The sequence below is a fragment of the Pseudomonas sp. TH21 genome (assembly GCF_016651025.1).
GTDB classification, from domain to species: domain Bacteria; phylum Pseudomonadota; class Gammaproteobacteria; order Pseudomonadales; family Pseudomonadaceae; genus Aquipseudomonas; species Aquipseudomonas aylmerensis.
Window position 1 is genome coordinate 1,433,820 of the sequence record NZ_JAEKEQ010000001.1, and the last position, 25,911, is coordinate 1,459,730.

Consider the following 25,911-nt stretch of genomic DNA (forward strand, 5'->3'; position numbering starts at 1 on the left):
TTACTCCCCCTGGCCAGCAGCGGCAGCAGGAGCAGCAGCGGAACCTGCGGGCTTGGCGTTGTCCGCGTCCTTGACCTTGACTTCGATGCCCGGCTTGATGAATTGCAGGCCTTCGGTGATCACGCGGTCACCGGCGTTCAAGCCTTTCTCCACCAGCCAGTAGGCGCCGGCAGTGCGGTTGGCCACCAGTTGGCGCTGCTCGACCTTGTTGTCCTTGTTCACCACCAGCGCGGTCGGGATGCCCTTGATGTCGCGGGTCACGCCTTGCTGCGGGGCCAGGATGGCCTTGCTGTTCACACCGGCCTGCAACTGGGCGTGGACGAACATGCCAGGCAACAGGGTGTGGTCAGGGTTGGGGAACACGGCGCGCAGGGTAACGGAACCGGTGGTCTGGTCAACCGACACTTCGGAGAACTCCAGCTTGCCGTCCAGGCCGTAGTCGCTGCCGTCTTCCAGGGTCAGCTTGACCTTGGCGGCATTGGCGCCGGCTTTCTCCAGCTGGCCGCTTTCCAGGTCGCGGCGCAGTTTCAGCATTTCAGCCGAAGACTGCGTGACGTCGACGTAGATCGGGTCCAGTTGCTGGATCACGGCCATGGCATCGGCCTGGCCATTGCTGACCAGCGCGCCTTCGGTCACCGAAGAACGCCCGATACGCCCGGAGATCGGCGCGAACACTTTGGTGTAGCGCACGTTGATCTGGGCGGTTTGAACGTTTGCTTCGGCAGTCATGCGGTTGGCGACGGCGGTGTCATATTCCTGGCGGCTGACGGCTTGCTCATCGACCAACTGCTTGTAGCGGTCGGTGATGGACTTGGTCTGGGTCAGGCTGGCTTGTGCGCTTTTCAGCGTGGCTTCATAGACCGACGGGTCGATCTGATAAAGCTGCTGGCCTTCTTTCACATCCGCGCCTTCCTTGAACAGGCGCTTGAGAATGATCCCGTTGACCTGCGGGCGAACTTCCGCGATGCGGTAGGCAGTGGTGCGGCCCGGCAGTTCGGAGGTCAGGGTATAGGCTTGCGGTTGAAGGGTGACCACGCCGACCTGAGGGGTTTGAGCGGGCGGAGCCGCTTCTTCCTTTTTACATCCGCTGAGCAGCGATGCCAGGGCGACGGCAGTGACCAGAGCGGTAACAGCTGGCTTAAGTTGCATGAAGATCCTCGGGTCAGGCGCGCAGAGTGCGCACAAGAAGTGTGGAAGGGTAAAAAACAAGCTGTGAGTAGATAAGTAGCTTGCTACGCAATATACTTACGTTCATGGTTGTTTGTAAACTCTTGACAGGCTTCGCGGAATGTTGACAAAGCACCGCCCAAAGCCTCGATTTTAGTACGTTCGGCGCCCATGACGGTGTCGTCCCACAATTATTCAGATGATCGTTACCGCCTATTGATCGTGCGTTACCGATAGTCCCAAGTGTCCTGATTGAGGTTTTACTGCCATGGTTCGTCGCACCAAAGAGGAAGCTCAGGAAACGCGCAGCCAGATTCTCGCCGCCGCCGAGCAAGCCTTCTATGAGCGGGGCGTTGCGCGGACCACGCTGGCTGACATCGCCGCGCTGGCCGGGGTGACGCGGGGTGCCATCTATTGGCATTTCAGCAATAAATCCGATCTGTTGCAGGCGCTGCTCGACACCCTGCATGAGCCGCTGGATGAGTTGGCCCGCGCCAGCGAAAGCGAGGATGAACTCGACCCGCTCGGGTGCATGCGCAAGCTGTTGATTCATTTGTTTCATCAAGTAGCCCTGGACCCGAAAACCCGGCGCATCAATGAGATCCTGTTTCATAAGTGCGAATTCACCGATGAAATGTGCGATATGCGCCGCCAGCGCCAGACCCACAGCCTGGAATGCAACCTGCGCATCGGCCTGACACTGCGTAATGCGGTCCATCGCGGGCAACTTCCGGAAAACCTCGACACTACCCGAGGGGCAGTGTGCATTCATGCCTACATCAACGGGTTGATTGGCCAGTGGCTGCTGGTCCCCGACAGTTTCCAACTGCACCAGGACGCCGAGCGCTGGGTGGATGCCGGGCTGGACATGCTGCGCTGGAGCCCCAGCCTGCGCAATTAAGACAAAATGCGTAATTGCATCCAGTTGTGTCAACAGTAAAGCCCAAGGACCGTCAATCGTCCTTTTGCCTGATCGGTGGGGTGACTTTATATACGGGCTGGCGGGCGGTTGATAGGTAGCCGCCTAAGTATTTTGTAGCGATTTTGTTGCAAGGCTGTGAAGGAATGTTTCTTCGCACTCAAGAAAAAGCCCCGGTTCTCGCGAGCCGGGGCTTTTTCGTTTCAGCAAGTTACATCACAGGGCCAGTGTCGGGTAGTCGATGTAGCCGACCGGACCTTTGCTGTAGAAGGTGTCCGGGCGTGGCTCATTGAGCGGCGCCTCGGCCTTCAGGCGTGCTGGCAGGTCCGGGTTGGCAATGAACGGTACGCCGAAGGCCACCGCATCGGCCTTGCCCGCCGCCAGCCAGGCGTTGGCGCTGTCCTTGGTAAAGCGCTCGTTGGCGATGTACGCGCCGCCGAAGGCCTTTTTCAATTGTGGACCGAGGCTGTCGCCGGCTTCTTTTTCGCGGGAGCAGATGAACGCGATACCGCGCTTGCCCAGCTCGCTGGCGACGTAGGTGAAGGTTTCTGCCAGGTTGTCGTCACCCATGTCGTGGGCATCGGCGCGTGGTGCCAGGTGCACACCGACACGGCCGGCGCCCCAGACTTCGATGGCTGCGTCGGTCACTTCCAGCAGCAGGCGTGCACGGTTTTCCAGGGAGCCGCCGTAGAGGTCGGTACGCTGGTTGGTGCTGCTCTGCAGGAACTGGTCGAGCAGGTAGCCATTCGCGCCGTGGATTTCCACGCCATCGAAGCCGGCGGCCTTGGCGTTTTCGGCGCCGGTGCGGTAGGCGTCGACGATGTCGGCGATTTCAGCGGTTTCCAGCGCACGTGGCGTCGGGTAGTCCGCCAGTGGGCGCACCAGGCTGACGTGGCCTTTAGCCTGGATGGCGCTCGGAGCCACCGGCGTTTCGCCGTTCAGGTACGACTCGTGGGAGATACGGCCCACGTGCCACAGCTGCAGGAAGATCTTGCCGCCGGCACCGTGCACCGCCTTGGTGACGTTGGCCCAGCCACGCACCTGGTCGTTGGACCAGATCCCCGGGGTGTCCGGGTAGCCCACGCCAAGTGGCGTCACCGAGGTGGCTTCGCTGAGGATCAGCCCGGCGGAGGCGCGTTGCACGTAGTACTCGGCCATCAGCGCGTTGGGTACGCGGCCGGCATCGGCACGGCAGCGGGTCAGCGGCGCCATGATGATGCGGTTCGCCAGTTCCAGGTCGCCCAGTTTGATCGGATCGAAAATAGTCGTCATGGGGAAAACACCTTTCTCTTTGAAGTTGATCAGTTGGTCGCAGGGGCCAGGTCGGCATCGCCGCTCTGACGGAAAGTAATCAAGGTCACCACCAGCGCGAGGATCGCCAGGGCGGCGGCTGCCAGGGGCACGCTGGTCAGGCCGAGACCGTGGGCAATGACACTGCCGCCGACCCAGGCACCCAGGGCGTTGCCGATGTTGAAGGCGCCGATGTTCAAGGTGGAGACCAGGTTCGGTGCGGCCTTGCCGAAGGTCACCACGTTGATCTGCAGCGCGGGGACGGCGGCAAACGAGGCGGTGGCCCACAGGAACAGGGTGATTTCAGTCGGGATCACGGCGATGCTGGTCCAGGTCAGCGCGGTGGAGACCACCGCCATGCTGATGAACACGCCGATCAGCGTGGCCGCCAGGCGTTTGTCCGCCAGCTTGCCGCCGATGATGTTGCCGACGGTGAGGCCCAGGCCGATCAGCAGCAGGGTCCAGGTCACGCCTTTGGGCGAGACGCCGGTGACGTCGCCAAGCAGTGGCGCCACGTAGGTGAAGAGGGTGAACATGGACGCGGCGAACAGTGCGGTCATGGTCAGCGACAGCCAGATGCCGGCGCCTTTGAGGGCGGCCAGTTCGGCACGCATGTCGAGTTTTTCTTCGTCACGCTTGGCCGGCAGGAAGCGGATCAGGCCGATCAGCGCCACGACGCCAATCACCGTCACGGCCCAGAAGGTCGAGCGCCAGCCGGCTGCCTGGCCCAGCGCCGTACCCAGCGGCACGCCGAGCACGTTGGCCAGGGTCAAGCCGGTGAACATCAACGCCACTGCCGAAGCGCGTTTGTTGGCCGGTACCAGGTTGGCGGCAACCACCGAGCCGATCCCGAAGAACGCACCGTGGCACAGCGCGGTGACCACACGGGCAAACATCAGCACGTTGTAGTCACTGGCCAGGGCGCACAGCAGGTTGCCGACAATGAAGATGCCCATCAACGCTACCAGGGCGGCCTTGCGGGGCAGCTTGGCGGTGGCCAGCGCCATGAACGGCGCACCGATGGCCACGCCCAGGGCGTAGCCGGTGACCAGCCAGCCGGCGCCGGGAATCGACACGCCGAGGTCCGCCGCCACATCGGGCAGCAAGCCCATGATGACGAACTCGGTGGTGCCGATGGCGAAGGCGCTCAGGGCCAGTATGAGTAGCGAGAGGGGCATTTGCGTTTCCTTGTTACAGCGGTGCGCTGAGTTCAGTGATGAGCGCCGTGAGGAAGGCTTGGATCACTTCCTCATTGCGTTTGAAAAAGTGCCACTGCCCGGCCTTCTGGCTGCTGATCAGTCCCGCCCGTTGCAAGGTCGCCAGGTGGGCCGACACCGTCGACTGGGACAAGCCGCAGCGCTGGTCGATCTGCCCGGCGCAGATGCCGTATTCGTGGTTGTGCAGTTGCTCGGGGAACTGCACTTTCGGGTCTTTCAGCCAGGTGAGGATGTCTCGTCGTACTGGGTGCGCCAGGGCTTTTATTATTTCGTCGAGGTCGATGGACATGGCAGGTGCTCGGTGTCGTAAAGCGTTATATCGCGATGAGGCGAACCTTAAATCGTTATATCCCGATATACCAATATGATTTTGGTCTGAGGTCAGGCTAAATCGGTATATCGGGTTATAACGATACGTTGTCGGCAGTGCTAGACTGCGCGCCATGAATTATCTCGCACATCTGCACCTGGGCGGCCAACTTCCTGCACAACTGCTGGGCAGCCTGTATGGCGATTTCGTCAAGGGCCGCCTGCAGGGCCAGTTCAGCCCGCAAATCGAGGCGGCGATCCAGCTGCATCGGTCCATCGACCGCTTCACCGACAGTCACCCGCTGGTCGGCGAGGCGTTGTCGCGTTTCAGCCTGACCCGCAGGCGCTACGCGGGGATTGTCCTTGATGTGTTCTTCGATCATTGCCTGGCGCGCGATTGGGCGCTGTATGCCGACCAGCCGCTGGAGCGCTTCACCGCGCAGGTCTACCGCGTGCTTGCCGCCGAGCCGCAGTTGCCAGGACGGCTGGCGCAGATTGCGCCGTACATGGCGGCGGATGACTGGTTGGGTTCTTACCGCGAGTTTGCGGTGATGGAGCAGGTCTTGCGGGGGATCTCGCGACGCCTGACGCAACCCGAGGAACTGGGACAGGCCATGCAGGAATTGCGGGTGCTGTATGAGCCGCTGAGTGAGGATTTCCGGCGGTTCTATCCGCAGTTGCAGGCGTTTGCACGCACCCAACTGATCAGTGGGATCTAAGGTGGGAGCGGACTTGCCTGCGATCGCGGTGTGTCAGCAACCGCAGCATTCACAGGTAGACCGTCATCGCAGGCAAGCCAGCTCCCACACTTTAAACCGTGTTCAGTTGATATCAGGCTGCAAACGCAGGTCGGGTATCCACCTGTTCAGCTTCCGGCAACGGCCCAAACAACGCCTTCTGCACCGCTTGCTGCGCCTGGAACGCCAGTGCCGCGCGTTCCTGTCCGGCGCAGGCGATGGGCTTGAGCACATGGATTTCCACATCGCCCTGGTCATTGGCAAACAGGCGCATCAGGTGCGAGAGCAATTCGTCATCGCCAATGAACGGGGCCAGCGGGTCGACTTGCCCGTCGCGCAGGTAACGGATCGCCACCGGCTGCAGCGACACATCGGCCTCGATCGCACTCGCCAGCAAGCGCCCGTGGAAGGTGCGCAGGCTGCGCCCGTCGGTGGTGGTGCCTTCGGGGAACATCAGCAGCGGGTGCTGTTGCTCCAGATGACGGGTCATCTGCTTGCGGATCAACTGGCTGTCACCTGAACCGCGGCGGATAAACAGGCTGCCGGCCTTGGCCGCCAACCAGCCGGCCACCGGCCAGGTGCGCACTTCGGCCTTGGACAGGAACGACATCGGCGTGACCATGCCCAGCAGCGGGATGTCGGTCCACGACACGTGATTGCTCACCCACAGCATCGGCGTTTGCGGCAGCTCACCGTGCACCGTCACGCGAAAGGGCAGGGCGTTGGTCAGTCGCGCCATGAAAAACCGCGACCAGCGTTGGCGGCGCACCATCGAATTGGCCACCCCCATGCGTTCGAACACGCCAAACACACTGGCCATGCTCAAGCCCAGTGCCACCACCCCCAGCACCCGGGCAATGCGTCCGTATACGCGCAGGCGGCTCATCACATGGCCGCCTTGAAGTGACGTGCATAGCGCGGGCACAGCTCGTCGCGCTTGAGCAGGATGAACACGTCGGCGACCTGGAAGTCTTCATCCCAGCACGGCTCGCCGCAGATCTTCGCACCCAGGCGCATGTAGGCCTTGAGCAGCGGCGGCATTTCGGCGATCACGTTGGACGGCAGGTCCAGCGCGGGCAGCGGTTTTTTCGGTTCGGCGCGCAGGTGTTCGTTGCACAGGTAGCGTTCGCGCAGGCGCTGCATGATCGCGTGGGCCTGGATGCCGCCGTCGTGCATCGGGATGCTCGCGCACCCCATCAGGTAGCTGTAGCCGCCCTGGTTGAGCACTTCGGCCAACTCGCCCCACAACACGGCGATGGTGCCGCCGTTGCGGTAGGCCGGGTCGACGCAGGTGCGGCCGATCTCCAGGATCGGGCCCTGCAAGTGCAGCAAGCCATGCAGGCTGAATTCTTCTTCGCTGTAGAACCGGCCCAGGGTGCTGGCGGCCTGGTGGTCGAGCAAACGGGTGGTGGCGACGAGTCGACCGCTGTTCAAGTCCCGCACGCCGATGTGGCTGCAGTGAACATCATAGTCATCCATGTCCAGGCCCAGTTCCGCGCCTTTCAGCTTGGCGTTGAACTCGCCGCTGAACACGTTGAACCGCAGGGCCTGGGCTTCCTGCAAAGCCTGCGCGCCGATCAGGCGTTCGGCTTGCAGACGGCGTTCATTGCCGGTGTCGCTGATGCGGGCGATCTGAGTCATGGCGAGTCTCCGAGTGCCGGCCACGATTTCGGCCGGTCGACTTTGTTGTCCAAAGTCAGGCTATGTAGCCTCGGTGTCATCTCCATGAAGTTATGGTGACGCTTGGATGACAGGCGTTTTGATAGGGCTGCACAGCAACGGTCGCCCGATATTGTTTTCCTACTTTTGATTTGGAGTAGGACGACCGCTTGGAGGGAACCGGATTACCCATGCTGCCACACAGGCTCTGGATGTGAGGGCAGATGGGCGCCTTATGCCGTTGGACGTTTGCCAAGCCTTCCATTGTGGAGGTAGGAGCACTATGCCGGTTTCGCCAGTTTCGAATACCACTCCCGCCTGGTGGGAAATTAATAATCATGAAAAAAGTCAGGGTTCTGAGCCGCCGGAGGTGCAAGTCATCAGCAAACGGTACAGCGGCACCCGCAGCCAGGATGGTCGGTCTTATGGCGAACCCGTCAACAACAAGGTCGTGGCGTCGGGCATGCACCTGTTTGTATACAAGCCAGATAGTCGTGATCCTGGGAAGAAACCCGAGGACATTTGGAGTGCTTTCAGCCAGTGGAATCAGGACAACTGTGTGACCGTTGCGGCAATAAAGATGGCGATGATGCAGTTTGGTGAGCAGCCAACCGACGTATTCAAGGAGGTGCGAGAAGTCCCGGGTGGTTTCCAGGTTACGTTAAGAAATAACGAGTCGGTTTACGTGACCCAGGCTGAGCTTGAAATGACGTCCATGGCAATGAAGTTCAAGGGGACGGATCCAGGGGCGATCACCTCGGCGAACGTAATCAGTACGGTTATGGCCAAGGTTGAGCAGCAGAAATTATCCAAGGAACAGAACAGGAATGTAGGGTTTGGCGAAGCGCTGCAGGTCTTGAATCGCCCTGACGCCCTTCCTTTGGCGCTTGCGCGGCTTGGCTTGGGAAATATGATTGAAATGGTATCGCCTGAAGACTTGCTCAAGGGCCGTTTAGGGGCTTTTTCCAGCGGCGCTAAAAACGGCAGTCATAGCTCTGTGAGCGTGGGTGGTAAAGAGGAGCGTTGGGGGCTGCGCGGCGGTCCATCCCCGACTGGGGAGGATATTTACGCATATGCATTCAAGAAATCATAAGCGTGCGATGCTTGTCATAGCGGGTTGTCACAAAACCATCATTAGTCTCGGCTAGCCTCGCGGGCTTGAATGCCCCCTTGAGTTTGCGTCCATGGTCCGAGGCCTGTTGTGCGTTGCCCTGCTGTTAGCCACCGTCACCGCCCGCGCCGAAACCTGGCCGGACAAGGACTGGGTCAAGGGCACACCGCTTGAAGGCCCCGCTGTCGAAGCGCTCAACACTTATGCGTTCCCGCCGCGTGATGACACCACCCGACAAGGCATCCGCACCGATGCGTTGCTGGTGATCCGTGACGGCCAAATCATTTATGAACGCTATGCCGCGCCCACCACTGCCATCACGCCACACCTGACCTGGTCCATCAGCAAAAGCCTGATGGCCACCGTGCTGGGCGTGGCCTTCGGTGATAATCGCTTCAAACTGACCGACCCGGCGGCGCGGTTTTACCCGCCGATGAAACAGCACCCCACGGTGACCATGGCTGACCTGTTGCACTGGGCCTCGGGCCTGGACTGGCAGGAAGACTACGAATACGCCCCGTTGAAATCCTCGGTGGTGGCGATGCTCTACACCCGTGGCCACGCCGACATGGCCGAGTTCGCCGCCGACACCGAAGCTTTCGCCGCCCCGGGCCAGGTCTTTCGTTACTCCAGCGGTGACAGCAATATTCTCTCCGCCACCCTTAAAGGCATGCTCGGCCACAAGGCCTACATGAGCTACCCGTGGGATGCACTGTTCAAGCCGCTGGGGATTCACAACGCCACGTGGGAGACCGACGCCGACGAAACCTTTGTCGCCTCGTCCTACGCCTACCTCACCGCCCGTGATCTGGCGCGTGTCGGTCTGCTGATGGCGCGAGACGGGCGCTGGGGGGAGCAACAGCTGGTGCCCAAGGCCTGGGTCGATTTCAATCGCCAGCCGTTCGGTCGCTACCAGGCCGGCCAGGACGAAGCCGTGCCTGGCGGCCAATGGTGGCTCAACCAAGGGGCTCCACGCCCGTGGCCCGACGCCCCTACGGACACCTTCGCCGCCCTGGGTCACTGGGGCCAGGCGCTGTTTGTGATGCCTGAAGAACATTTGGTGATCGTGCGCTACGGCGATGACCGCGATGGCAGCTACCGCCATGACGAACTGCTCAAGCGCGTGCTGGCGGCGGTGAAGCCATGATCCGTCGTCGCCCGTTTACCAGCCTGTTTCTGCTGCTGTTGTTCGCCCTGCTGGGATGGATCTGGCACGAGCGCGTCAACCTGCAAGCCTTCCCCGACATCATCGCGGCCTATACCGCCAAGGAGTATTGCTCGTGTCGGTATGTGGCGAACAACCCGGCTGAATATTGCCGGGGGTATGTGCAGCAGTACGTGCCCACCAGCGCATTCACCGACAACCCGGAGCGCAGTGAAGTGACGGCCAGTGGGTTGGGGCGCACACATAGCGCGCGGTGGTTCGGCGATCGGCAGGGGTGTCGCCTCAACCGCTGACACACCACCTTCCCATACAGTAACCACCTTGCCGGTGATAGGGATGTCGGCTGGTCTACCGCCATCGCAGGCAAGCCAGCGCCCACATTTGCTCGGCTTTGTCAGTTCCATTGCACCGGGCCCACGGCACAGTTAAGGTTCGTGCAGGTTTTTTGCCGCATGAGTCTTTATGTTCAATGTCAAACCCCTGGCCTTCTTCCTGCTGATCGCCGCCGCTGCGCCTGCACACGCCGATTGGTACCTGGACAACGAGTCCTCGCGCCTGTCCTTCGTGACGACCAAAAACACCGAGATTGCCGAGGTGCAGCGCTTCCTGGTGTTGCACGGCAAGGTCGACGGCAAAGGCGCGGCGCAGTTGGAGGTGGAGCTGGAGTCGGTCAATAGTGGCATTCCGCTGCGCGATGAGCGCATGCGCAATCAGTTGTTCGAGATCAAGACCTTCCCTGACGCGCTGATCAACGCGCAGATCAACCTGCAACCCATCAACGACCTGGCGCCTGGCGCGCAATTGGAATTGCGCCTGCCACTGAGCGTGACGTTGCATGGCAAGACCCAGACCTACAGCGCCGAGCTGTTGGCCACGCGCCTGGATGATCGACGGTTCCAGGTGGTGACCCTGGAACCGGTGGTGTTGCATGCCGAGGATTTCGAGCTGGTGCCGGGTGTGGCCGCGTTGCGCAAGGCGGCGGGGCTCAAGTCGATCAGTTTGTCGGTGCCGGTGGGTGCGGTACTGATTTTCACGGCGCGCTGACGTGAGCGGCGCGGTCTTCCCGTGGCGCAGCGCCAACCGTTTCGAGTTGTTGATCGACGGCCCGCAATTTTTCCCACAGATGTTGGTGGGCATTGCCCGCGCCGAGCGGCAAGTCGATGTGGAGTTGTACCTGGTGGAAGCCGGCGCCTGCGCCGAAGCCATGGTGCAGGCGCTGGTATTGGCCGCCGAACGCGGGGTACAGGTGCGCTGCCTGTTTGATGATTACGGTAGCCTGGCCTTTACCTTGGGGCTGCGCAAACGCTTGACCGACGCCGGTGTGGCGTTGCGTTTTTACAATCGCCTGAACTGGCGACGGTGGATGCGCAATCTCTACCGTGACCACCGCAAGCTGTTGTTGATCGACCAGCACATCGCCGTGGTCGGTGGCACGGGCGTTACCGATGAGTTCTGGACGCCGGGGCAAGACACTGCCGACTGGCACGAAGTGATGGTGCAGATCAGCGGCCCGCTGGTGCAGGACTGGCAGGCACTGTTCGATCGCCAGTGGCACGCCAACGCCGCGCGGCGCGAGTGGAAACCTGCCACGCATTTTGGTTTGCCCCGCTTGCCCAAGGTGCCGGCAACCGGGCCGGGCCTGGGGCGCGTGGCCTATGCCGATGCCCGCCAACACCGCGATATTCTGCAATCGCTGATCCGCGCCTTGAACAGCGGCCAGCACCGTATCTGGCTGGCCACGCCGTATTTCCTACCGACCTGGAGTGTCCGCCGTGCCTTGCGCCGCGCAGCCGGGCGCGGGGTGGACGTGCGCCTGTTGCTCACCGGCCCACGCACCGATCACCCGTCCGTGCGCTACGCCGGGCACCGTTATTACCCGCGCCTGCTGCGTTCGGGGGTGCAGATCTTTGAATACCAGCCGTGTTTCCTGCACCTGAAGATGGTGCTGGTGGACGATTGGGTCAGCGTCGGCTCATGCAACTTTGATCACTGGAATTTGCGCTTCAACCTGGAAGCCAACCTGGAAGCGTTGGACCCGGAATTGACGCAGGCGGTGGCGGGCAGTTTCGAGCGCGACTTTGCCCAGAGCCTGGCGGTGAGCCTGGAGGCGTGGAAGGCGCGGCCATTGTGGCGGCGGGTGAAGCAGCGGGTGTGGGGGTGGATTGATCGGCTGGTGGTCAACTTGCTTGATCGACGCGGCTGATTCGAGCACATCGATAAACGGTGGGAGCTGGCTTGCCTGCGATAGCGGCGCTGAATGTTCCACCACTATCGCAGGCAAGCCAGTTCCTACATTGACCGTGTCTACAGCTTCAGGTCAGAGCAGTTCGAAGGTTTGTTGCTGCACATCCTGGGAGTCCAGCCCGATCTGCACGTTGAACTGGCCGGGTTCGGCGGCGTACTTCAACTGGGTGTTGTAGAACTTCAAATCATCCTCGGTGATGGTGAAGTGCAGCGTGCGCTCCTCACCGGCCTTGAGCATGACCTTCTGGAAGTTCTTCAGTTCTTTGATCGGGCGGATCATCGAGCCGGCCACGTCCTGGATATACAGCTGCACCACGGTTTCGCCGTCGACCTTGCCGGTGTTTTTCAGCGTGACACTGGCGTCGAGCTTGCCGGTCTTGTTCAGGGTGGTCGACGACAACGCCATTTCCGACAGGCTGAACGTGGTGTAGCTCAGGCCATAACCGAACGGGAACAGCGGCCCGGTGACGTCATCGAAGTACTGCGAGGTGTAGTTGCCCGGCTTGCCCGGGGTAAAGGGCCGGCCGATGGTCAGGTGGTTGTAGTAGGTCGGAATCTGCCCCACCGAACGTGGGAAGGTGATCGGCAGCTTGCCCGACGGGTTGTAGTCACCGAACAGCACGTCGGCAATCGCGTTGCCGCCTTCGGTGCCGGCGAACCAGGTTTCCAGGATCGCGTCGGCCTGTTGGTTCTCTTCGAGGATCGACAGCGGCCGACCGTTCATCAGCACCAGCACCAGTGGCTTGCCGGTGGCCTTGAGGGCCTTGATCAGGTCGCGCTGGCTTTGCGGGATGTTCAGGTCGGTGCGGCTGGACGACTCGTGGGACATGCCGCGCGATTCACCCACGGCAGCCACCACCACGTCGGCATCCTTGGCGGCCTTGACCGCTTCATCGATCAGCACTTGCGGCGAACGGGTGTCATCCACCACTTCCGGGGCATCGAAGTTGAGGAAGTTGAGGTAGTCGACGACGGCCTTGTCGTTGGTGATGTTGGCGCCCCGCGCGTAGATCACCTTGCCTTTTTCGCCGATCACGGCATTCATGCCGTCGAGCAGGGTCACCGACTGCGCCGGTTTGCCGGCGGCGGCCCAGCTGCCCATCATGTCGATCGGTGCCTTGGCCAGCGGGCCGACGAGGGCGATGGTCGCGGATTTTTTCAGCGGCAGGGTGTCGTTCTGATTCTTCAGCAGTACCAGGCTGCGGCGCGCGATGTCGCGGGCCTCGCTGCGGTGCAGGCGGCTTTCGGCGTAAGTGTCGGCCGGGTCATCCTCGGCCTTGCCGATGCGCAGGTACGGGTCGGCGAACAGGCCCATGTCGTACTTGGCGCCGAGCACTTCGCGCACGGCGTTGTCGATGTCGCTCTGCTCGATCTCGCCGGACTTGAGCAAGCCGGGCAATTCCTTGCCGTACAGCGAGTCGTTCATGCTCATGTCGATGCCGGCCTTGATCGCCAGCTTGGCGGCTTCACGCCCGTCCTTGGCCACGCCGTGCTTGATCAGCTCGAAGATCGCGCCGTGGTCGCTCACGGCCAGGCCCTTGAAGCCCCAGTCCTTGCGCAGCAGGTCGTTCATCAACCAGGTGTTGGCGGTGGCGGGGACGCCGTTGATCGAGTTCAGCGCGACCATCACGCCGCCGGAGCCGGCCTTGATCGCCGCGTGGTAGGGCGGCAGGTAGTCCTGGTACATCTTGACCGGGCTCATGTCGACCACGTTGTAGTCACGCCCGCCTTCCACCGCGCCGTACAGGGCGAAGTGCTTGACGCTGGCCATGATGCTGTCGGCATTGGCGGGGCTGGTGCCCTGGAAGGCCTTGACCATCACTTCGGCGATGCGCGAGACCAGGTAGGTGTCTTCGCCGAAACCTTCGGAGGTGCGGCCCCAGCGCGGGTCGCGGGAGATGTCGACCATCGGCGCGAAGGTGATGTCGAGGCTGTCGGCGGCAGCTTCCTGGGCGGCGATGCGCCCGGAGCGGCCGATGGCGTCCATGTCCCAGCTGGACGCCAGGGCCAGGCTGATCGGGAAGATCGTGCGGTGGCCGTGGATCACGTCATAGGCGAAGAACATCGGGATCTTCAACCGGCTGCGCATGGCTGCGTCCTGCATCGGACGGTTTTCCGGGCGGGTGATCGAGTTGAAGGTGCCACCGATGCGGCCGGCGGCGATTTCCTTGCGGATCAGCTCGCGGGGCATCTCGGGGCCGATGCTGATCAGGCGCAACTGGCCGATCTTTTCATCGAGGGTCATCTGCTTGAGCAGGTCGCTGACGAAGGCGTCCTTGTCCTTGAGCGCAGCAGGCTTTGTTTCTGCCCAGACGGGGTGGGTGGCCAGAGTGGCAACAAGGCCGAGCAAACACAGCTTCTTCATGAATATCCTTTTTCGGCTCACTGCACAGCGCTGGGGCTGATCGGCCAAAATGTGGGGAGCGTCTATTGTTGTTCGGGTGTTGTTCAGATAAATGCAGCACACTCTGAACTCTTTTTCGCGCTGGGCATCTTTGTAGCTGATTGGCTCAATGCATTCCAGTGGTGGCGGATTATGCCCCAAGCGCGCGGTTTATAGGGTTAGTCGTCACATTCCATCCAGTTTGGTCAGGAGAAACACCATGCAAGCAGCACACTCTTCCCGCTGGGGCCTCAAGGCCGCGGCTTTGCTACTGATCAGCACGGTGCTGAGCGGTTGCGGCATCAACACCATCCCGACCCTGGATGAACAGGCCAAGGCCGCCTGGGGCCAGGTGCAGAACCAGTATCAACGCCGTGCCGACCTGATCCCCAACCTGGTGGAAGTGGTCAAGGGCTACGCTGCCCATGAGCAGGACACCCTGACCGCCGTCATTGAGGCACGGGCCAAGGCCACCTCGATCCAGGTGGATGCCAGCACCCTCGACAACCCGGAAAAACTCAAGCAGTTCCAGCAGGCCCAGGATGGTTTGAGCGGTGCCCTCAGCCGCTTGATGGTGGTGTCCGAGCGCTACCCGGACCTGAAGGCCAACCAGAACTTCCTGGCCCTGCAATCGCAGCTTGAAGGCACCGAAAACCGTATCGCCGTGGCCCGCCGCGACTTTATCCAGGCGGTGCAGGCCTACAACACCGAGATCCGCACTTTCCCCGGTCGCTTGTGGCACAGCGTGATGTACAGCGATCTGCCGATCCGCGCCACGTTTGAAGCCACCAGTGCCGATGCCGATAAAGCGCCGCAAGTGAAGTTCAAATAAGGCTGCATTGAGGTGTCGATGCGTTTATTCAGGATAGGCCTGGCGCTGTGGCTGCTGGCCTGCGTGGGCGTGGCCCAGGCGGCGCTGACCTTCCCGGCATTGACCGGTCGGGTGGTGGACACCGCCCAGATGATCGACCCGGCGACCCGGGAGCAGATCACCCAGCAATTGCAGGCGCTCGAGCAAGCCCGTGGCGACCAGATCGTGGTGGTCACGGTGCCCGACCTGCAGGGTGTGCCGATTGAAGACTACGGTTATCAGTTGGGCCGCCAGTGGGGCATTGGCCAGAAGGGCAAGGACAACGGCGCGCTGTTGATCGTCGCCCGCGATGAGCGCAAATTGCGCATCGAAGTCGGCTATGGCCTGGAAGGCGTGCTGACCGATGCGCAGTCCTGGGTGATCATCAACCAGGTGATCGCGCCCAAGTTCAAGGCTGGCAATTACAGCCAGGGCATCAGCGATGGTGTTTCGGCGATGGTGCAGGTGGTCGGCGGTGAACCGCTGGCGGTGCCGGCGCACGTGGCGGACGCCAACTTTGCCAAGGATAATCCGGGGTTTTCCATCGGCCTGTTTATCTTGCTGATCGGTGTGCTGTGGCTGTGCAATCGGCTGGGGCTGCCGGTGGGCGCCATCTTGCTGGCGATCCTCAGCAGCAGCGGACGCGGCGGTGGTGGAGGCGGTGGCGGTGGTTTCCGCGGAGGCGGTGGCGGCTTCGGCGGCGGCGGGGCCTCGGGCGGCTGGTAATGACAATAACGACAACAGAGCATCTACAACCATGGCACTACTGAGTGAACACGAGCAACGCCAGGTCGCCGAGGCGATTGCCCGCGTCGAGCAGCAGACCGACGCCGAACTGGTGACGGTACTGGCTGCCCGAGCGGACGACTACGCCTACATCCCACTGCTGTGGGCCAGCCTGATCGCGTTGGTGGTGCCGGGTGTAGTGCATTACTTGTCCGGCTACTTGACCATGTACACCTTGCTGTTGGCGCAGTGGGCGACGTTTATCGTGCTGTGCCTGGTGTTTCGCCTGCCCAAGGTCACCACCCGCCTGATCCCGCGCTCGGTGCGCCATTGGCGCGCGTCCAACCTGGCGCGCCGGCAGTTCCTGGAGCAGAACCTGCACCACACGCTGGGCAGCACCGGTGTGCTGATTTTTGTCAGCGAGGCCGAGCGCTACGTGGAGATCCTGGTGGATGAGGGGATTTCCAAGCGCCTGGATGACAGCAGTTGGGACACCATCGTCAGGGCGTTCACTCAGCAAGTGAAACAGGGGCAGACACTGGCGGGGTTTATTGCCTGCATTGAAGCCTGCGGGGAGTTGCTCAAGGTGCATGTGCCGGTCACGCAGACCCGCAATGAACTGCCCAATCGCCTGGTCGTGCTCGAATAGTCCATCTTGCTCCAGGTCGGAACTGGCTTGCCTGCGGGGCGGGCAACTCGGTCTGTCAGGCCCGTCGAGGTGATGCAATCGCGGGCAAGCCCGGCTCCCACAAAAGGTGCGTCCCGCCGTGGATGGGCAGGGTTGATTGACCGTTGATCAAATAACCCCGTGCCCTCGGCCCCCATCCCCCCTAAAATGCCCGGCATCCCCAGCCCGAGGCTTTTTTGTTCATGTCTGTCACCGCTCAACCTGCCCGCCCTGCGCCGGATCATCACGCCCAGTTCATCGAACTGTTGAGCGCAAGCCTGGCGCAGCATGCGTTTATCAAGCTGGTGCTGGCCAAGTACGTCGGCGCGGAAGCCGAGCTGCAACGGCTGATCATCAAGCAGGTAGAGGTCAAGGAGCAGCCGTGCCTGTCCTTCGTCTACCGCTACAAGACCCGCGACATCACCAAGAATTTCGCGCTGGCCGAAGGCGTGGCGATGATTGCCGAGTTGCTGCCGGCGTCCTTCAAGAACGCGCACCTGCTGTCGCTGACCGATGAAGCGCAGCTGGAATACAGCAAGAAGAACAAAAGCTCGCTGTTCAAAAGCAAGCCGCAGCAACTGCGCGAGGCGCCCTCGGCTGAGCATAACCGCGAGAAGAATCGCTTCCTCGACCTGAGCCGGCCGTTCCTCGCTGACCTCGGCGTGACCGATGCCAGGCAGGCGCTGATCCCGTCGATGTCGCGCAAGTGGAAGCAGATCAACAAGTTCATCGAAGTGTTCAGCCATGCGCTGACCTCATCACCGTTGAAACTGGACCAGCCGGTGCGCGTCGCCGACTTCGGCTCGGGCAAGGGCTACCTGACCTTTGCGATTCACGATTACCTGCGCAACACCCTCAAGGCCGAGGGTGAAGTGACCGGCGTGGAACTGCGTGAAGACATGGTGACCCTTTGCAACAGCGCCGCTGCGCGCCTGGAGCATCCGGGCCTGGTGTTCAAGTGCGGCGACGTGCGCAGCGTGGCGCCGAGCGAGCTGGACGTGATGATCGCCCTGCATGCCTGCGACATTGCCACCGATTACGCGATCCACACCGGCATCCGTTCCGGCGCGTCGATCATCATGTGCTCGCCGTGCTGCCATAAGCAGATTCGCCTGCAGATCCAGAGCCCGGCGCTGCTCAAGCCGATGCTGCAGTACGGCCTGCACCTGGGCCAGCAGGCAGAAATGGTCACCGACAGCTTGCGTGCGCTGTTCCTCGAAGCCTGTGGCTACGAGACCAAAGTGTTCGAGTTCATCTCGTTGGAGCACACCAACAAGAACAAGATGATCCTCGCGGTCAAGCGCGCCGAGCCTGTGGACAACGCGCAATTGCTGGCGAAAATCCAGGAGCTGAAGGCGTTCTACCACATCACCGAGCACTGCCTGGAAACCCTGCTGCGGGCGGATGGTTTCTTGAACTGAACACGCCGCGGGCAGGTGCCGGCTTGTGTGGGAGCAAGCTGTCGAGCTTCAGCGAGGCTGCGAAGGCGGCGGCATGGGCGATAGAGGTGGTGGCTGACCGGCCGCCTTCGCGGGCAAGCCCGCTCCCACATTTTAACCGCACCCGGCCACAGATCTCATAGCCATCCCGCAATCCCCTGTGGGAGCTGTCGAGCTTTAGCGAGGCTGCGAAAGCGGTGGCATGGGCGATAGAGTGGTTGGCTGACCGGCCGCTTTCGCGGGCAAGCCCGCTCCCACATTTTGACCGTACCCGGCCACAGATCTCATAGCCATCCCGCAATCCCCTGTCGGAGCTGTCGAACTTCAGCGAGGCTGCGAAGGCGGCGGCATGGGCGATAGAGGGGTTGGCTGACCGGCCGCTTTCGCGAGCAAGCCCGCTCCCACATTTTGACCGTACCCGGCCACAGATCTCATAGCCATCCCGCAATCCCCTGTGGGAGCAGTCGAGCTTCAGCGAGGCTGCGAAGACGGCGGTATTGGCGATAGAGGGGTTGGCTGACCGGCCGCTTTCGCGGGCAAGCCCGCTCCCACATTTTGACCGTACCCCGCCACAGACATCCCGCAATCCCCTGTGGCAGCTGTCGAGCTTTAGCGAGGCTGCGAAAGCGGCGGTATTGGCGATAGCGGGGTTGGCTGACCGGCCGCTTTCGCGGGCAAGCCCGCTCCCACACAAGCCGGCGCCTGCATTAGATAGCGTTTACCTTTGGCGCGGGCGCAGGCTGCACCGCCGTCTTGCGCCCGAGCATCACCGTGACGATTACCCCACAGGCGAACAGCCACGTAATCGGCTCGATATGTTCGCCAAAGAACAGCGCCGAAAACGCGATGGTGAAGAATATCTGCAGCAATTGGATCTGGCTGACCCGCGCGATCCCGCCCATGGCCAGCCCGGCGTACCAGGCGAAGAATCCCAGGAACTGCGAGAACAGCGACACATAGCCAAACGCCCACCAGGTGCGCATCGAAATCGCACCTTGATGCTGCGCCGCCAGGTACCAGACCGGGCCGATCAGCACCGGCGTCGACAGCACCAGCGCCCAGCAGATCACTTGCCAGCCGCCCATCTCCTTGGCCAGCCGGCCGCCTTCGGCATAGCCCAGCCCGCCGACGGCAATCGCGCCGAGCATCAACAAATCGCCGGCCTGAATACTGCCGGCGCCGGTGATCAGTGCGTAACTCAACACCAGCGCACTGCCCAGCGCCGCGCAGGCCCAGAAGGCTTTGGACGGTCGCTCATGCGACAGCCACGCGGCATACAGTGCCACGCACAAGGGTTGCAGGCCGTTGACCAGCGCGCCATGGGAGGCTGGCAAGGTTTGCATGGCCCAGGCCGACAACACCGGAAAGCCCAGGATCACCCCGGCGATCACCAGGCACAGCCCGCGCACCTGGCGCCAGGTGGGCCAGCGCTCACGACGCCACAGCAACAGCGCCGCCGCCGGAATCGCCGCGAACAGCGCACGGCCGAGGCCGTTGAGCAACGGGTGGATTTCCTGCACCACGATACGGGTGAAAGGCAGGGTCAGGCTGAAGATGATGACGCCCAGCAGGCCGAGGGCCATGCCGGTATTTTCGCGCGAACTCATGGGAGGGATCCGAAATCCAGAGGGCTTCAAGGGAAGCCCATCTAGCCACATCCCCCGCCAATCGCGGGCCTACAGCTGGGTGCGGATTTATCCGTACAGTTGCGTGCCAGGGCCGACAGTGCCGCCGCCATCGCCGCCATCGCCGCCATCGCCGTGTAGGCGCTGTCGAGCTTGAGCGAGACGGCGATGGGATGGCTGCTGTTTCGCGGGTAAACCGAGTCGCCCGCATCGCCCGCACGCCGCCGCCTACAGGTTCAGAAGAACCGCGTGATGCTGATCTTGGCGTTGCGCCCTTCGCTGTAGACACCGTCGCCGCTGAGTGCTGGCTGGTAGCTGCGGTTGAACAGGTTATCGACGGTGAAGTTGATCTCGGTGCCTTTGAGGCCCGCCTGCTGCGGTTTCCAGTTGGCGAACAGGCCCTGGGTGTCGTAGCTGGGGTTCTCGGTCTGGTCGTAGATAAAGTCGCCAATGGTGGAGTTGAAGCCGCCAGGATAGATGTCGGTAGGTACGCGATCGGTCTTGCGCACGAACTGGCCCTGCCAGCCCACCTGCGCGTCCCAGCTCGGGATCTTGGTGCCGAGGACTACCACCCATTTGGCCGGTGGAATATCCCGTGCCCACACGTGCCGGTCGGTAGCCCAAGGGTTGGTGTAGGGGTTGTCTCGTTTACCTGTAGCCCAGGAGTAAGTCAGGGAGCCGAACACGTACGTCGAGTCGTAGTAGCTTTCCAGCTCGAAGCCCTTGATGGTCATGCCGCCCACGTTGCGATAGTTGGTCCTGGACGCCGCGTCGGTGCACACCGCATCGATACTGCCCGGCACGGTCATTTGCCGTTCGCAGCCGAGGCCGGTGGCCTTCATGATCTCGTCTTCGATGCGGTTGTGAAACAGCGTGGTGCGCAGTTGCAGGTTGTCATCGCGGGTGAAGACGCCAGAGAAGTGCGTGACGTTGCCCGCCGTAATCGCGGTGATGCGCTCCGGGTCGAGGTTGAGGCTGGTGGCGCTGCGCGTGCTGGCAGAGCCTTGCACCTCGTACTGCTCATCGATGACCGGCGCGCGCCAGGTGCGGTTCCAGCTGGCGAAGAAGGCGACATCCGGGGTCACGTTCCAGAAGGCTGCCAGGCGTGGCGACCAACCGGTGTAGGTGCGGTCGCTGTAGTCATGGCCGACGCGCGGGTCCGGGCTGCTGTAGTACGGCGCATCGTTGGCTTCGCCGCGGTTGCGCACGTGGTCATAGCGCAGGGACGGTGTGAGGGTGACGTCGCCAAGTGTCACGGCGTCCTGCAGGTAGAACGCATTGGTGTCGACTTTGCCGTGGGGCATGAAGTACGGCTGGAAATGGCCATAGTTGTATTTAGCGGTGTTGTAGGTCGCGCCCGGCATCCAGCTTTCGGTTTCGCGATCGTGCTTGCGCACCTGCACGCCGGTGGTCACGGCGTGCTCCAGCGGGCCGGTGGTAAACAGGCTGATGTTGCGCAGCTCAAGGATGCGGTCAGTGTAGGACGTTTCCATCTTGCGCCCGCCGGTGGCCAGGCTGATCACCGCATTCTCGGCGCGCTCGTCGGTCTGATCGGTCTTGGAGAACGAGTAGCTGAGTTTCAAGTCGATCAGCGGGTTGTTCAACGGCTGGTATTCGTACTTGCCTGACCAGGTGGTGTCCACGGTTTCGCGGTCGGCCAGAAAGCGTTTCAGTGCGCCTTCGTAGCCATATCGGTCGATGGCTGATTGCGTCGGCGGCGACGGGTAGGTTTTAGCCGAGAACGGCGCCATGCGCTCGCTTCTGGCGCTGGAATAGGACAGGCCCATGCTGTGCTCGTCGGTGAAGTGCGCGTTGAACTTGAGCAGCTCGCCTTCTACATCCTGCGCGCTGTTGGGCAGGCGCTTGGGGTTGATCGGGTATTCGTTGCGTGGGTCGGGCGGGGTGCCGGCGAGCTTCAAGTCGTCGCCGTCGCGTTTGGTCAGGTAGATCAGGCCATCCATGCGGCCGTCGTCGGTGCGGCCATACACTGCGCCGGTGTACACCTGTTCGTGGGTGTTGCTGGAGTAGCCGTACTTGGCCATCGCCCCGGCGTTACGCCCATCCTTGAGCAGGTCCGGCGCATCCTTGGTGATCATGTTGACCGTGCCGCCGAAACCGCCGTTGCCGTTGAACGGCGAATACGGACCTTTCTCCACCTCAATGCTTTTGATCAGCTCGGGTTCGATGAACACCGTGCCTTGCTGGTAGCGCTCGAAGCCGCTTTTGGTCGCGCCATCCACGGTCATTGGCACATCTTCGGCATCGCCCATGCCGCGAATGTTGATGGTCTGGCCACCGGGCTTGGGCGAGCCGCCCATGGACACTCCCGGCAAGGTCTGCAGCAGCGAAGGGATGTTGTCGGGCTGGTAGCGGTCGATATCGGCCTGGCTCAAGGTGGAGCGCCCGACGGTGCTGGAGTCGACCTCGTTGCCGGTGCCGATCACGCTCAGGGCTTCCAGCTGGATCGCGCCGCTCTGGGTGGTTTTTGCCTCTTCGGGCTTTACCACGTAAGTGCTGCCGACCCTGATCAGGATGAACTCGCCGTTTTTCAGCAGGGTGCGAATCGCCACTTCCGGGCTGAACTCACCGTTGAGCGCCGGTGCCTGCACGTTCTTGAGCAGTGCTTCATCGAACAACAGCTGGATCTTCGCCTGCTGCGCCACTTGGCTCAGCGACGTGGCCAGCGACTGGGCGGGCAATTGCAGCTTGAACGACTCGGCCTGGGCGCTGAGGCTGAAGGCCAGGCAGGTGGCAATGACGGTCGGTCGAAGAAACAGGTGCGAAGCGTGGCAAGGCGCGCGAAACATGAAATCCCCCGGTGTGGCCAAGTGGCCGAAAAATGCGTGCGTATCAAACGCAGACCGGAGGAAGACGGGGCAGGCAAAAAAATCCACACCTGCGAATGAAAAATATTCTCAAGTACTGTTTCGAGGGTTATTTGCTGGGCTCGATCCGCACGATGCCATCGGCCGAGGCCACGGTTTTCACTGGCAGCAAGGCGGGCAGGGCGTTGAGCAGGGCGCCCGGGTCGTTGACATCGAGGTTGCCGGAGACCTTCAGTTGCGCCACCGCAGTGCTCACCTGCAAGGGCGCCTGGGGACGGTAGAGGCTCAGCTCATCGATCAGGCTGGCCAGTTCGCGGTTGCGAAACGACAAGTGCCCGCTGCGCCAGTCGGCCACTTCTTCTGCGGTGAGGGTTTGTTGCTGCACGGTGCCCTTGGCGTAGCTGTAGGTGGCGCGCTGCTGGGCGCCGAGCAGGGTTACCGGGCTCTTTGCGTCCGGCTCGAAAGCCACCTTGCCGTGGGCGACGCTGACCACCAGTTGCTGTTGGCTGCGGCGTACATCGAAGCCGGTGCCGACCACCCGCACATAGGCCTCGCCGGCCTGCACGAACAGCGGCCGCTCCTTGTCGGCGGCCGCCTCGATATACAGCTGGCCCTTGTCCAGGTGCACGATGCGCTGGTGCGCGGTGAAGTCCACGCGCAGGCGCGTGTTGGCATTTACATACAGCGTGCTGCCGTCGGGCAGGTTGAAGGTGCGCATGCCCTTGGCATGGGCCGCCACTTGCGTGTGATACAGCTCGCGGGGCGCGCCGATATGCGTGGCCAGCACGGCGCACAACACTGCGGCGGCGACGGCCAGGGCAGGGCGCAACACCGACGGTTTGCGCTTGGGCAGGGGCACCGGTTTGTTCAGTTGCTGCAACTGTGCCAGGTCGGCCCACAGTTGCTCGAACTCGGCATAGGCGCGAGCATGCGCCGCAACCGCATGCCAGGCGGCAAACGCCTTGCGGTCGGCACGGCTCGCGTCATTACGGTTGCGTGCAAACCAGCTGGCGGCTTGGGCATCGATGGAGTCACTCGCTTCGATATCCAGGGCGTCGGTGTCGCTCAGGCGGTTCATTCTGGCTGCTCCGTGCCGGGGTCTGATTGAAGGCGTCGCTTGCAATGCAGCAGGGCAAAAGCGATGTGCTTTTCCACCATGCTCGTCGAAATGCCCATGCGCTCGGCGATCTGCGCCTGGCTCAAGCCTTCGAAGCGGTGCAGCATAAGGGCTTCTCGCCGGCGCGGCGAGAGTTCGGCGAGGACTTCTTTCAACTGTTCCAGGCGTTGCAAGCGCTGCGCGGCGGCCATGGGATCGTTTTGCTCGTCGGTGACCGGTTCGGCGTCCCTGTCGGCCTGATCGGAATGGGCGGTGTGCCGTACCTTCTGTCTGCGCCAGTGATCACGCAGCAGATTGCGCGCCATCTGGAACAGAAAGGCCCGTGGCTGCTCGACCTTGGCCCGGTCGCGGTAGTCCAGCCACTGGGTAAAGACATCCTGGGTCATGTCCGCCGCGTCGCTGGCGTTGTCCGTGCGTTTGCGCAGGAAATGCAGAATATCTGCATAAAACCCGCGAAAAGCATCGGCCGACAGCGGGTCGGGCTTGGGACGAGACATGGATATCCTTCGTGACGAAGCACGGCGTAGAAATGCCGCGAATGATATCGAGAATTATTGTCATTTGTCTCGGTTTAATTGTCGGCGCCGGCTTGTCGGCGATCGCGTCGAGGGCAGTCGATGTTGATGTTGACTGCGAGAGCGCTATCGCCGGCAAGCCGGTTCCTACAGGGTCAGCGCAGCAATGTCTTTAGTTGCTCGATCCCGGCTTCACTCAACGGGAACACCGGCAACCGGGGATCGCCGGCTTCCAGCCCGGTCAGGCGCAAGCCGGCCTTGATCGTTGCCGGTAGTCCGCCCTTGAGGATGAACTCCAGCAGCGGCAGTTGGCGGTAGAACAGTTCCCGCGCCTGGGTCAGATCATTCGCCAGCACCGCGTCGTACAAAGCCAGGTTGAGCTGTGGGATCAGATTTGGCGCTGCGGTGCACCAGCCTTTGGCACCCGCCACGAAGGCTTCCAGTGCCAGCGGGTTGCACCCGTTGAAGAACGGCACGTCGCTGTGGCGCCGTAATTGGTGCATGCGTTGAATATCGCCGGTGCTCTCCTTGACCATCGTCACGTTCTCCACGTGCTTGACGATCCGCAGGATCAAATCCACCGACATGTCCGTGCCGCTGGTGGCCGGGTTGTTGTAGAGCATGATCGGCACGCCGATGCTGTCGCCAATCGCAGCGTAGTGGGCGAGGATTTCCGCTTCGCTGAGTTTCCAGTACGAGGCCGGCAGCACCATCACCACATCGGCGCCATTTGCCTCGGCGTAACGGGCGCGCCGCACGGCTTTAGCGGTGGTCAGGTCCGAGACGCTGACCACAGTCGGTACCCGCCGGGCAATTTTTGCCAGGCTGTAGGCGCTGACTTCATCCCACTCGGCATCGCTCAGGTAAGCCCCTTCGCCGGTGCTGCCCAGGGGCGCGATGGCATGGACGCCGGCGTCGATCAAGCGGTCGATGGAGCGACCGAGGGCGTCGAGGTCGATGCGCTTACCGTCAGCGCTGAAGGGGGTGATGGTGTAGCCGATGATGCCGTGAATATCGGGGCTGGACATGGGAAGTCTCCTGTCAGAAAAGGGGCGGGTCAGTTCAGGCAATCGGCGTGCTGGCGCAGGTTCTGTCGCACGTAGTAGTTGAACGCGGCGCCATGGCGCTTGGGCCGGGAGATCCAGTCGTGGGCCTCGCGCCCCAGCTCCGGCAGGATCGGCTTGATCGTGCCGGCCGCCATCGCCAGCAACTGCAGCTTGGCGGCGCGCTCGATCAACTGTGCAATCACGCAGGCCTCCTCGACGCTCGCGCCGGTCGACAACTGGCCGTGGTGCGAAAGCAGGATCGCGCGTTTGTCACCGAGTGCCGCGGTGATGATTTCGCCTTCTTCGTTGCCCACCGGCACCCCTGGCCAGGCCTCGAGGAACGCGCAGTCTTCGTACAGCGGGCAGAGGTCCATGTGGGACACCTGCAGCGGTACTTCCAGCATCGACAGCGCGGCGATATGCGTGGGGTGCGTGTGAATGATGCAGTTCACATCCGGGCGCCCTCGGTAGACCCAGCTGTGGAAACGGTTGGCCGGGTTGGGAATGCCGTGGCCTTCGAGCACTTCAAGGTCCTCGTTTACCAACAGCAGGTTGCTGGCGGTGATCTCATCGAAGCCCAGCCCCAATTGCTGGGTGTAATAGGTGCCGTGTTCGGGCCCTCGCGCAGTGATCTGCCCGGCGAGGCCCGAGTCGTGGCCGTGCTCGAACAGGATACGGCAGGTCAGCGCCAGCTTTTGCCGCACGGTCCACGTATTATCCGCCAGGGTATTTTGCATCTGGATCAGCGCTTGCTTGACCAGCTGGTCTTTCGGGAGTGCTAATGTCTTGGCCATATCGGTGTCCTTTGGGTGGTTCAATGGACGTCTGGTTTGCTGGTCTCCCGCTGCTCGCAAGGTCGCTGGGTGAACGCAAATGACACTAAAGATGCTATATGACACA

General features: G+C 62.1%; 24 protein-coding genes. 11 read left to right on the top strand and 13 right to left on the bottom strand.

Features of this window, described 5'->3' with window-relative positions; translation table 11 throughout:
* On the bottom strand, positions 1 to 1,149 hold the full coding sequence (locus JFU04_RS06325; RefSeq protein ID WP_106804900.1) for an efflux RND transporter periplasmic adaptor subunit: 1,149 nt from the start codon (positions 1,147 to 1,149) through the stop codon (positions 1 to 3).
* A 286-nt stretch (positions 1,150 to 1,435) separates the two neighbouring features.
* Here JFU04_RS06325 and JFU04_RS06330 point away from each other — a divergent pair, with 286 nt between their 5' ends.
* Positions 1,436 to 2,068: a TetR family transcriptional regulator gene (locus JFU04_RS06330; RefSeq protein ID WP_065899470.1), complete on the top strand. Its 633-nt coding sequence runs from the start codon at positions 1,436 to 1,438 to the stop codon at positions 2,066 to 2,068.
* 234 nt (positions 2,069 to 2,302) lie between these two features.
* Here the strand turns inward: JFU04_RS06330 and JFU04_RS06335 are convergent, their stop codons facing one another.
* Genes JFU04_RS06335 through JFU04_RS06345 form a run of 3 tightly spaced genes read right to left on the bottom strand, consistent with a single transcriptional unit; the run spans position 2,303 to position 4,882 of the window.
* Positions 2,303 to 3,358: an alkene reductase gene (locus JFU04_RS06335; protein WP_065899469.1), complete on the bottom strand. Its 1,056-nt coding sequence runs from the start codon at positions 3,356 to 3,358 to the stop codon at positions 2,303 to 2,305.
* Positions 3,359 to 3,387: 29 nt separating this feature from the next.
* Positions 3,388 to 4,554, bottom strand: a complete 1,167-nt coding sequence (locus tag JFU04_RS06340) for an MFS transporter (RefSeq protein ID WP_201143684.1) — start codon at positions 4,552 to 4,554, stop codon at positions 3,388 to 3,390.
* A gap of 13 nt (positions 4,555 to 4,567) precedes the next feature.
* Positions 4,568 to 4,882 carry an ArsR/SmtB family transcription factor gene (locus JFU04_RS06345; protein ID WP_065899467.1) on the bottom strand — a complete coding sequence of 105 codons (315 nt, stop codon included), beginning with the start codon at positions 4,880 to 4,882 and terminating at the stop codon, positions 4,568 to 4,570.
* Between the two features lie 154 nt (positions 4,883 to 5,036).
* On the opposite strand from JFU04_RS06345, the gene JFU04_RS06350 reads away from it, so the two are divergent.
* Positions 5,037 to 5,621, top strand: a complete 585-nt coding sequence (locus JFU04_RS06350) for an acyl carrier protein phosphodiesterase (protein WP_120447817.1) — start codon at positions 5,037 to 5,039, stop codon at positions 5,619 to 5,621.
* A 112-nt stretch (positions 5,622 to 5,733) separates the two neighbouring features.
* Here JFU04_RS06350 and JFU04_RS06355 read toward each other — a convergent pair whose 3' ends face one another.
* Positions 5,734 to 6,525: a lysophospholipid acyltransferase family protein gene (locus tag JFU04_RS06355; protein ID WP_201143685.1), complete on the bottom strand. Its 792-nt coding sequence runs from the start codon at positions 6,523 to 6,525 to the stop codon at positions 5,734 to 5,736.
* Entirely contained in the window at positions 6,525 to 7,280 is a 756-nt protein-coding gene (olsB, locus tag JFU04_RS06360; RefSeq protein ID WP_049709576.1) for an L-ornithine N(alpha)-acyltransferase, read from the bottom strand. Before olsB ends, JFU04_RS06355 begins: the two co-directional genes overlap by 1 nt.
* A 301-nt stretch (positions 7,281 to 7,581) precedes the next feature.
* Here olsB and JFU04_RS06365 point away from each other — a divergent pair, with 301 nt between their 5' ends.
* The 5 genes from JFU04_RS06365 to JFU04_RS06385 all read left to right on the top strand — a co-directional run bounded on the left by JFU04_RS06365 (position 7,582) and on the right by JFU04_RS06385 (position 11,777).
* The gene (locus tag JFU04_RS06365) at positions 7,582 to 8,391 is read left to right on the top strand and encodes a hypothetical protein (protein ID WP_141697254.1); all 810 of its coding nucleotides are present in this window, start codon (positions 7,582 to 7,584) and stop codon (positions 8,389 to 8,391) included.
* 91 nt (positions 8,392 to 8,482) lie between these two features.
* A complete protein-coding gene (locus tag JFU04_RS06370) occupies positions 8,483 to 9,556 on the top strand; it encodes a serine hydrolase domain-containing protein (protein ID WP_201143686.1) in 1,074 nt (357 codons plus the stop codon).
* Entirely contained in the window at positions 9,553 to 9,867 is a 315-nt protein-coding gene (locus tag JFU04_RS06375; RefSeq protein ID WP_201143687.1) for an amidase, read from the top strand. Before JFU04_RS06370 ends, JFU04_RS06375 begins: the two co-directional genes overlap by 4 nt.
* Before the next feature lie 169 nt (positions 9,868 to 10,036).
* On the top strand, positions 10,037 to 10,618 hold the full coding sequence (locus tag JFU04_RS06380; RefSeq protein ID WP_065899461.1) for a YceI family protein: 582 nt from the start codon (positions 10,037 to 10,039) through the stop codon (positions 10,616 to 10,618).
* Between the two features lies 1 nt (position 10,619).
* Positions 10,620 to 11,777, top strand: coding sequence for a phospholipase D-like domain-containing protein (locus tag JFU04_RS06385; RefSeq protein ID WP_065899460.1), 1,158 nt, complete (start codon positions 10,620 to 10,622; stop codon positions 11,775 to 11,777).
* A 114-nt stretch (positions 11,778 to 11,891) separates the two neighbouring features.
* On the opposite strand, the gene bglX is transcribed toward JFU04_RS06385, so the two are convergent.
* Positions 11,892 to 14,183: a beta-glucosidase BglX gene (bglX, locus tag JFU04_RS06390; RefSeq protein ID WP_106804895.1), complete on the bottom strand. Its 2,292-nt coding sequence runs from the start codon at positions 14,181 to 14,183 to the stop codon at positions 11,892 to 11,894.
* A gap of 238 nt (positions 14,184 to 14,421) precedes the next feature.
* Between bglX and JFU04_RS06395 the strand changes: the two genes are divergently transcribed.
* From JFU04_RS06395 to JFU04_RS06410, 4 genes are all read left to right on the top strand, one after another.
* Positions 14,422 to 15,033 carry a LemA family protein gene (locus JFU04_RS06395; protein ID WP_106804894.1) on the top strand — a complete coding sequence of 204 codons (612 nt, stop codon included), beginning with the start codon at positions 14,422 to 14,424 and terminating at the stop codon, positions 15,031 to 15,033.
* A gap of 18 nt (positions 15,034 to 15,051) precedes the next feature.
* Positions 15,052 to 15,777 carry a TPM domain-containing protein gene (locus JFU04_RS06400; protein WP_201143688.1) on the top strand — a complete coding sequence of 242 codons (726 nt, stop codon included), beginning with the start codon at positions 15,052 to 15,054 and terminating at the stop codon, positions 15,775 to 15,777.
* Between the two features lie 31 nt (positions 15,778 to 15,808).
* The gene (locus JFU04_RS06405) at positions 15,809 to 16,426 is read left to right on the top strand and encodes a TPM domain-containing protein (RefSeq protein WP_106804892.1); all 618 of its coding nucleotides are present in this window, start codon (positions 15,809 to 15,811) and stop codon (positions 16,424 to 16,426) included.
* Between the two features lie 221 nt (positions 16,427 to 16,647).
* Entirely contained in the window at positions 16,648 to 17,865 is a 1,218-nt protein-coding gene (locus JFU04_RS06410; protein WP_120447819.1) for a class I SAM-dependent methyltransferase, read from the top strand.
* A 725-nt stretch (positions 17,866 to 18,590) separates the two neighbouring features.
* Here the strand turns inward: JFU04_RS06410 and JFU04_RS06415 are convergent.
* From JFU04_RS06415 to JFU04_RS06440, 6 genes are all read right to left on the bottom strand, one after another.
* Positions 18,591 to 19,490 carry a DMT family transporter gene (locus JFU04_RS06415; RefSeq protein ID WP_065899454.1) on the bottom strand — a complete coding sequence of 300 codons (900 nt, stop codon included), beginning with the start codon at positions 19,488 to 19,490 and terminating at the stop codon, positions 18,591 to 18,593.
* A gap of 254 nt (positions 19,491 to 19,744) precedes the next feature.
* Positions 19,745 to 22,315, bottom strand: coding sequence for a TonB-dependent receptor (locus JFU04_RS06420; protein WP_106804891.1), 2,571 nt, complete (start codon positions 22,313 to 22,315; stop codon positions 19,745 to 19,747).
* A gap of 127 nt (positions 22,316 to 22,442) precedes the next feature.
* Positions 22,443 to 23,411 (bottom strand): FecR family protein, encoded by a 969-nt coding sequence (locus JFU04_RS06425; RefSeq protein ID WP_201143689.1) that lies wholly within the window; start codon positions 23,409 to 23,411, stop codon positions 22,443 to 22,445.
* The gene (locus JFU04_RS06430) at positions 23,408 to 23,947 is read right to left on the bottom strand and encodes an RNA polymerase sigma factor (protein ID WP_065899451.1); all 540 of its coding nucleotides are present in this window, start codon (positions 23,945 to 23,947) and stop codon (positions 23,408 to 23,410) included. Before JFU04_RS06430 ends, JFU04_RS06425 begins: the two co-directional genes overlap by 4 nt.
* Before the next feature lie 173 nt (positions 23,948 to 24,120).
* Entirely contained in the window at positions 24,121 to 24,993 is an 873-nt protein-coding gene (locus JFU04_RS06435) for a dihydrodipicolinate synthase family protein (protein WP_065899450.1), read from the bottom strand.
* Between the two features lie 29 nt (positions 24,994 to 25,022).
* Entirely contained in the window at positions 25,023 to 25,805 is a 783-nt protein-coding gene (locus JFU04_RS06440; protein ID WP_065899449.1) for an aldolase, read from the bottom strand.
* Positions 25,806 to 25,911: the final 106 nt, after the last annotated feature.

Coding starts and splice junctions, on each gene's coding strand:
- JFU04_RS06325 (WP_106804900.1), bottom strand. CDS start 1,149: ATGCAACTTAAGCCAGCTGTTACCGCTCTGGTCACTGCCGTCGCCCTG.
- JFU04_RS06330 (WP_065899470.1), top strand. CDS start 1,436: ATGGTTCGTCGCACCAAAGAGGAAGCTCAGGAAACGCGCAGCCAGATT.
- JFU04_RS06335 (WP_065899469.1), bottom strand. CDS start 3,358: ATGACGACTATTTTCGATCCGATCAAACTGGGCGACCTGGAACTGGCG.
- JFU04_RS06340 (WP_201143684.1), bottom strand. CDS start 4,554: ATGCCCCTCTCGCTACTCATACTGGCCCTGAGCGCCTTCGCCATCGGC.
- JFU04_RS06345 (WP_065899467.1), bottom strand. CDS start 4,882: ATGTCCATCGACCTCGACGAAATAATAAAAGCCCTGGCGCACCCAGTA.
- JFU04_RS06350 (WP_120447817.1), top strand. CDS start 5,037: ATGAATTATCTCGCACATCTGCACCTGGGCGGCCAACTTCCTGCACAA.
- JFU04_RS06355 (WP_201143685.1), bottom strand. CDS start 6,525: ATGAGCCGCCTGCGCGTATACGGACGCATTGCCCGGGTGCTGGGGGTG.
- olsB (WP_049709576.1), bottom strand. CDS start 7,280: ATGACTCAGATCGCCCGCATCAGCGACACCGGCAATGAACGCCGTCTG.
- JFU04_RS06365 (WP_141697254.1), top strand. CDS start 7,582: ATGCCGGTTTCGCCAGTTTCGAATACCACTCCCGCCTGGTGGGAAATT.
- JFU04_RS06370 (WP_201143686.1), top strand. CDS start 8,483: ATGGTCCGAGGCCTGTTGTGCGTTGCCCTGCTGTTAGCCACCGTCACC.
- JFU04_RS06375 (WP_201143687.1), top strand. CDS start 9,553: ATGATCCGTCGTCGCCCGTTTACCAGCCTGTTTCTGCTGCTGTTGTTC.
- JFU04_RS06380 (WP_065899461.1), top strand. CDS start 10,037: ATGTTCAATGTCAAACCCCTGGCCTTCTTCCTGCTGATCGCCGCCGCT.
- bglX (WP_106804895.1), bottom strand. CDS start 14,183: ATGAAGAAGCTGTGTTTGCTCGGCCTTGTTGCCACTCTGGCCACCCAC.
- JFU04_RS06395 (WP_106804894.1), top strand. CDS start 14,422: ATGCAAGCAGCACACTCTTCCCGCTGGGGCCTCAAGGCCGCGGCTTTG.
- JFU04_RS06400 (WP_201143688.1), top strand. CDS start 15,052: ATGCGTTTATTCAGGATAGGCCTGGCGCTGTGGCTGCTGGCCTGCGTG.
- JFU04_RS06405 (WP_106804892.1), top strand. CDS start 15,809: ATGGCACTACTGAGTGAACACGAGCAACGCCAGGTCGCCGAGGCGATT.
- JFU04_RS06410 (WP_120447819.1), top strand. CDS start 16,648: ATGTCTGTCACCGCTCAACCTGCCCGCCCTGCGCCGGATCATCACGCC.
- JFU04_RS06415 (WP_065899454.1), bottom strand. CDS start 19,490: ATGAGTTCGCGCGAAAATACCGGCATGGCCCTCGGCCTGCTGGGCGTC.
- JFU04_RS06420 (WP_106804891.1), bottom strand. CDS start 22,315: ATGTTTCGCGCGCCTTGCCACGCTTCGCACCTGTTTCTTCGACCGACC.
- JFU04_RS06425 (WP_201143689.1), bottom strand. CDS start 23,411: ATGAACCGCCTGAGCGACACCGACGCCCTGGATATCGAAGCGAGTGAC.
- JFU04_RS06430 (WP_065899451.1), bottom strand. CDS start 23,947: ATGTCTCGTCCCAAGCCCGACCCGCTGTCGGCCGATGCTTTTCGCGGG.
- JFU04_RS06435 (WP_065899450.1), bottom strand. CDS start 24,993: ATGTCCAGCCCCGATATTCACGGCATCATCGGCTACACCATCACCCCC.
- JFU04_RS06440 (WP_065899449.1), bottom strand. CDS start 25,805: ATGGCCAAGACATTAGCACTCCCGAAAGACCAGCTGGTCAAGCAAGCG.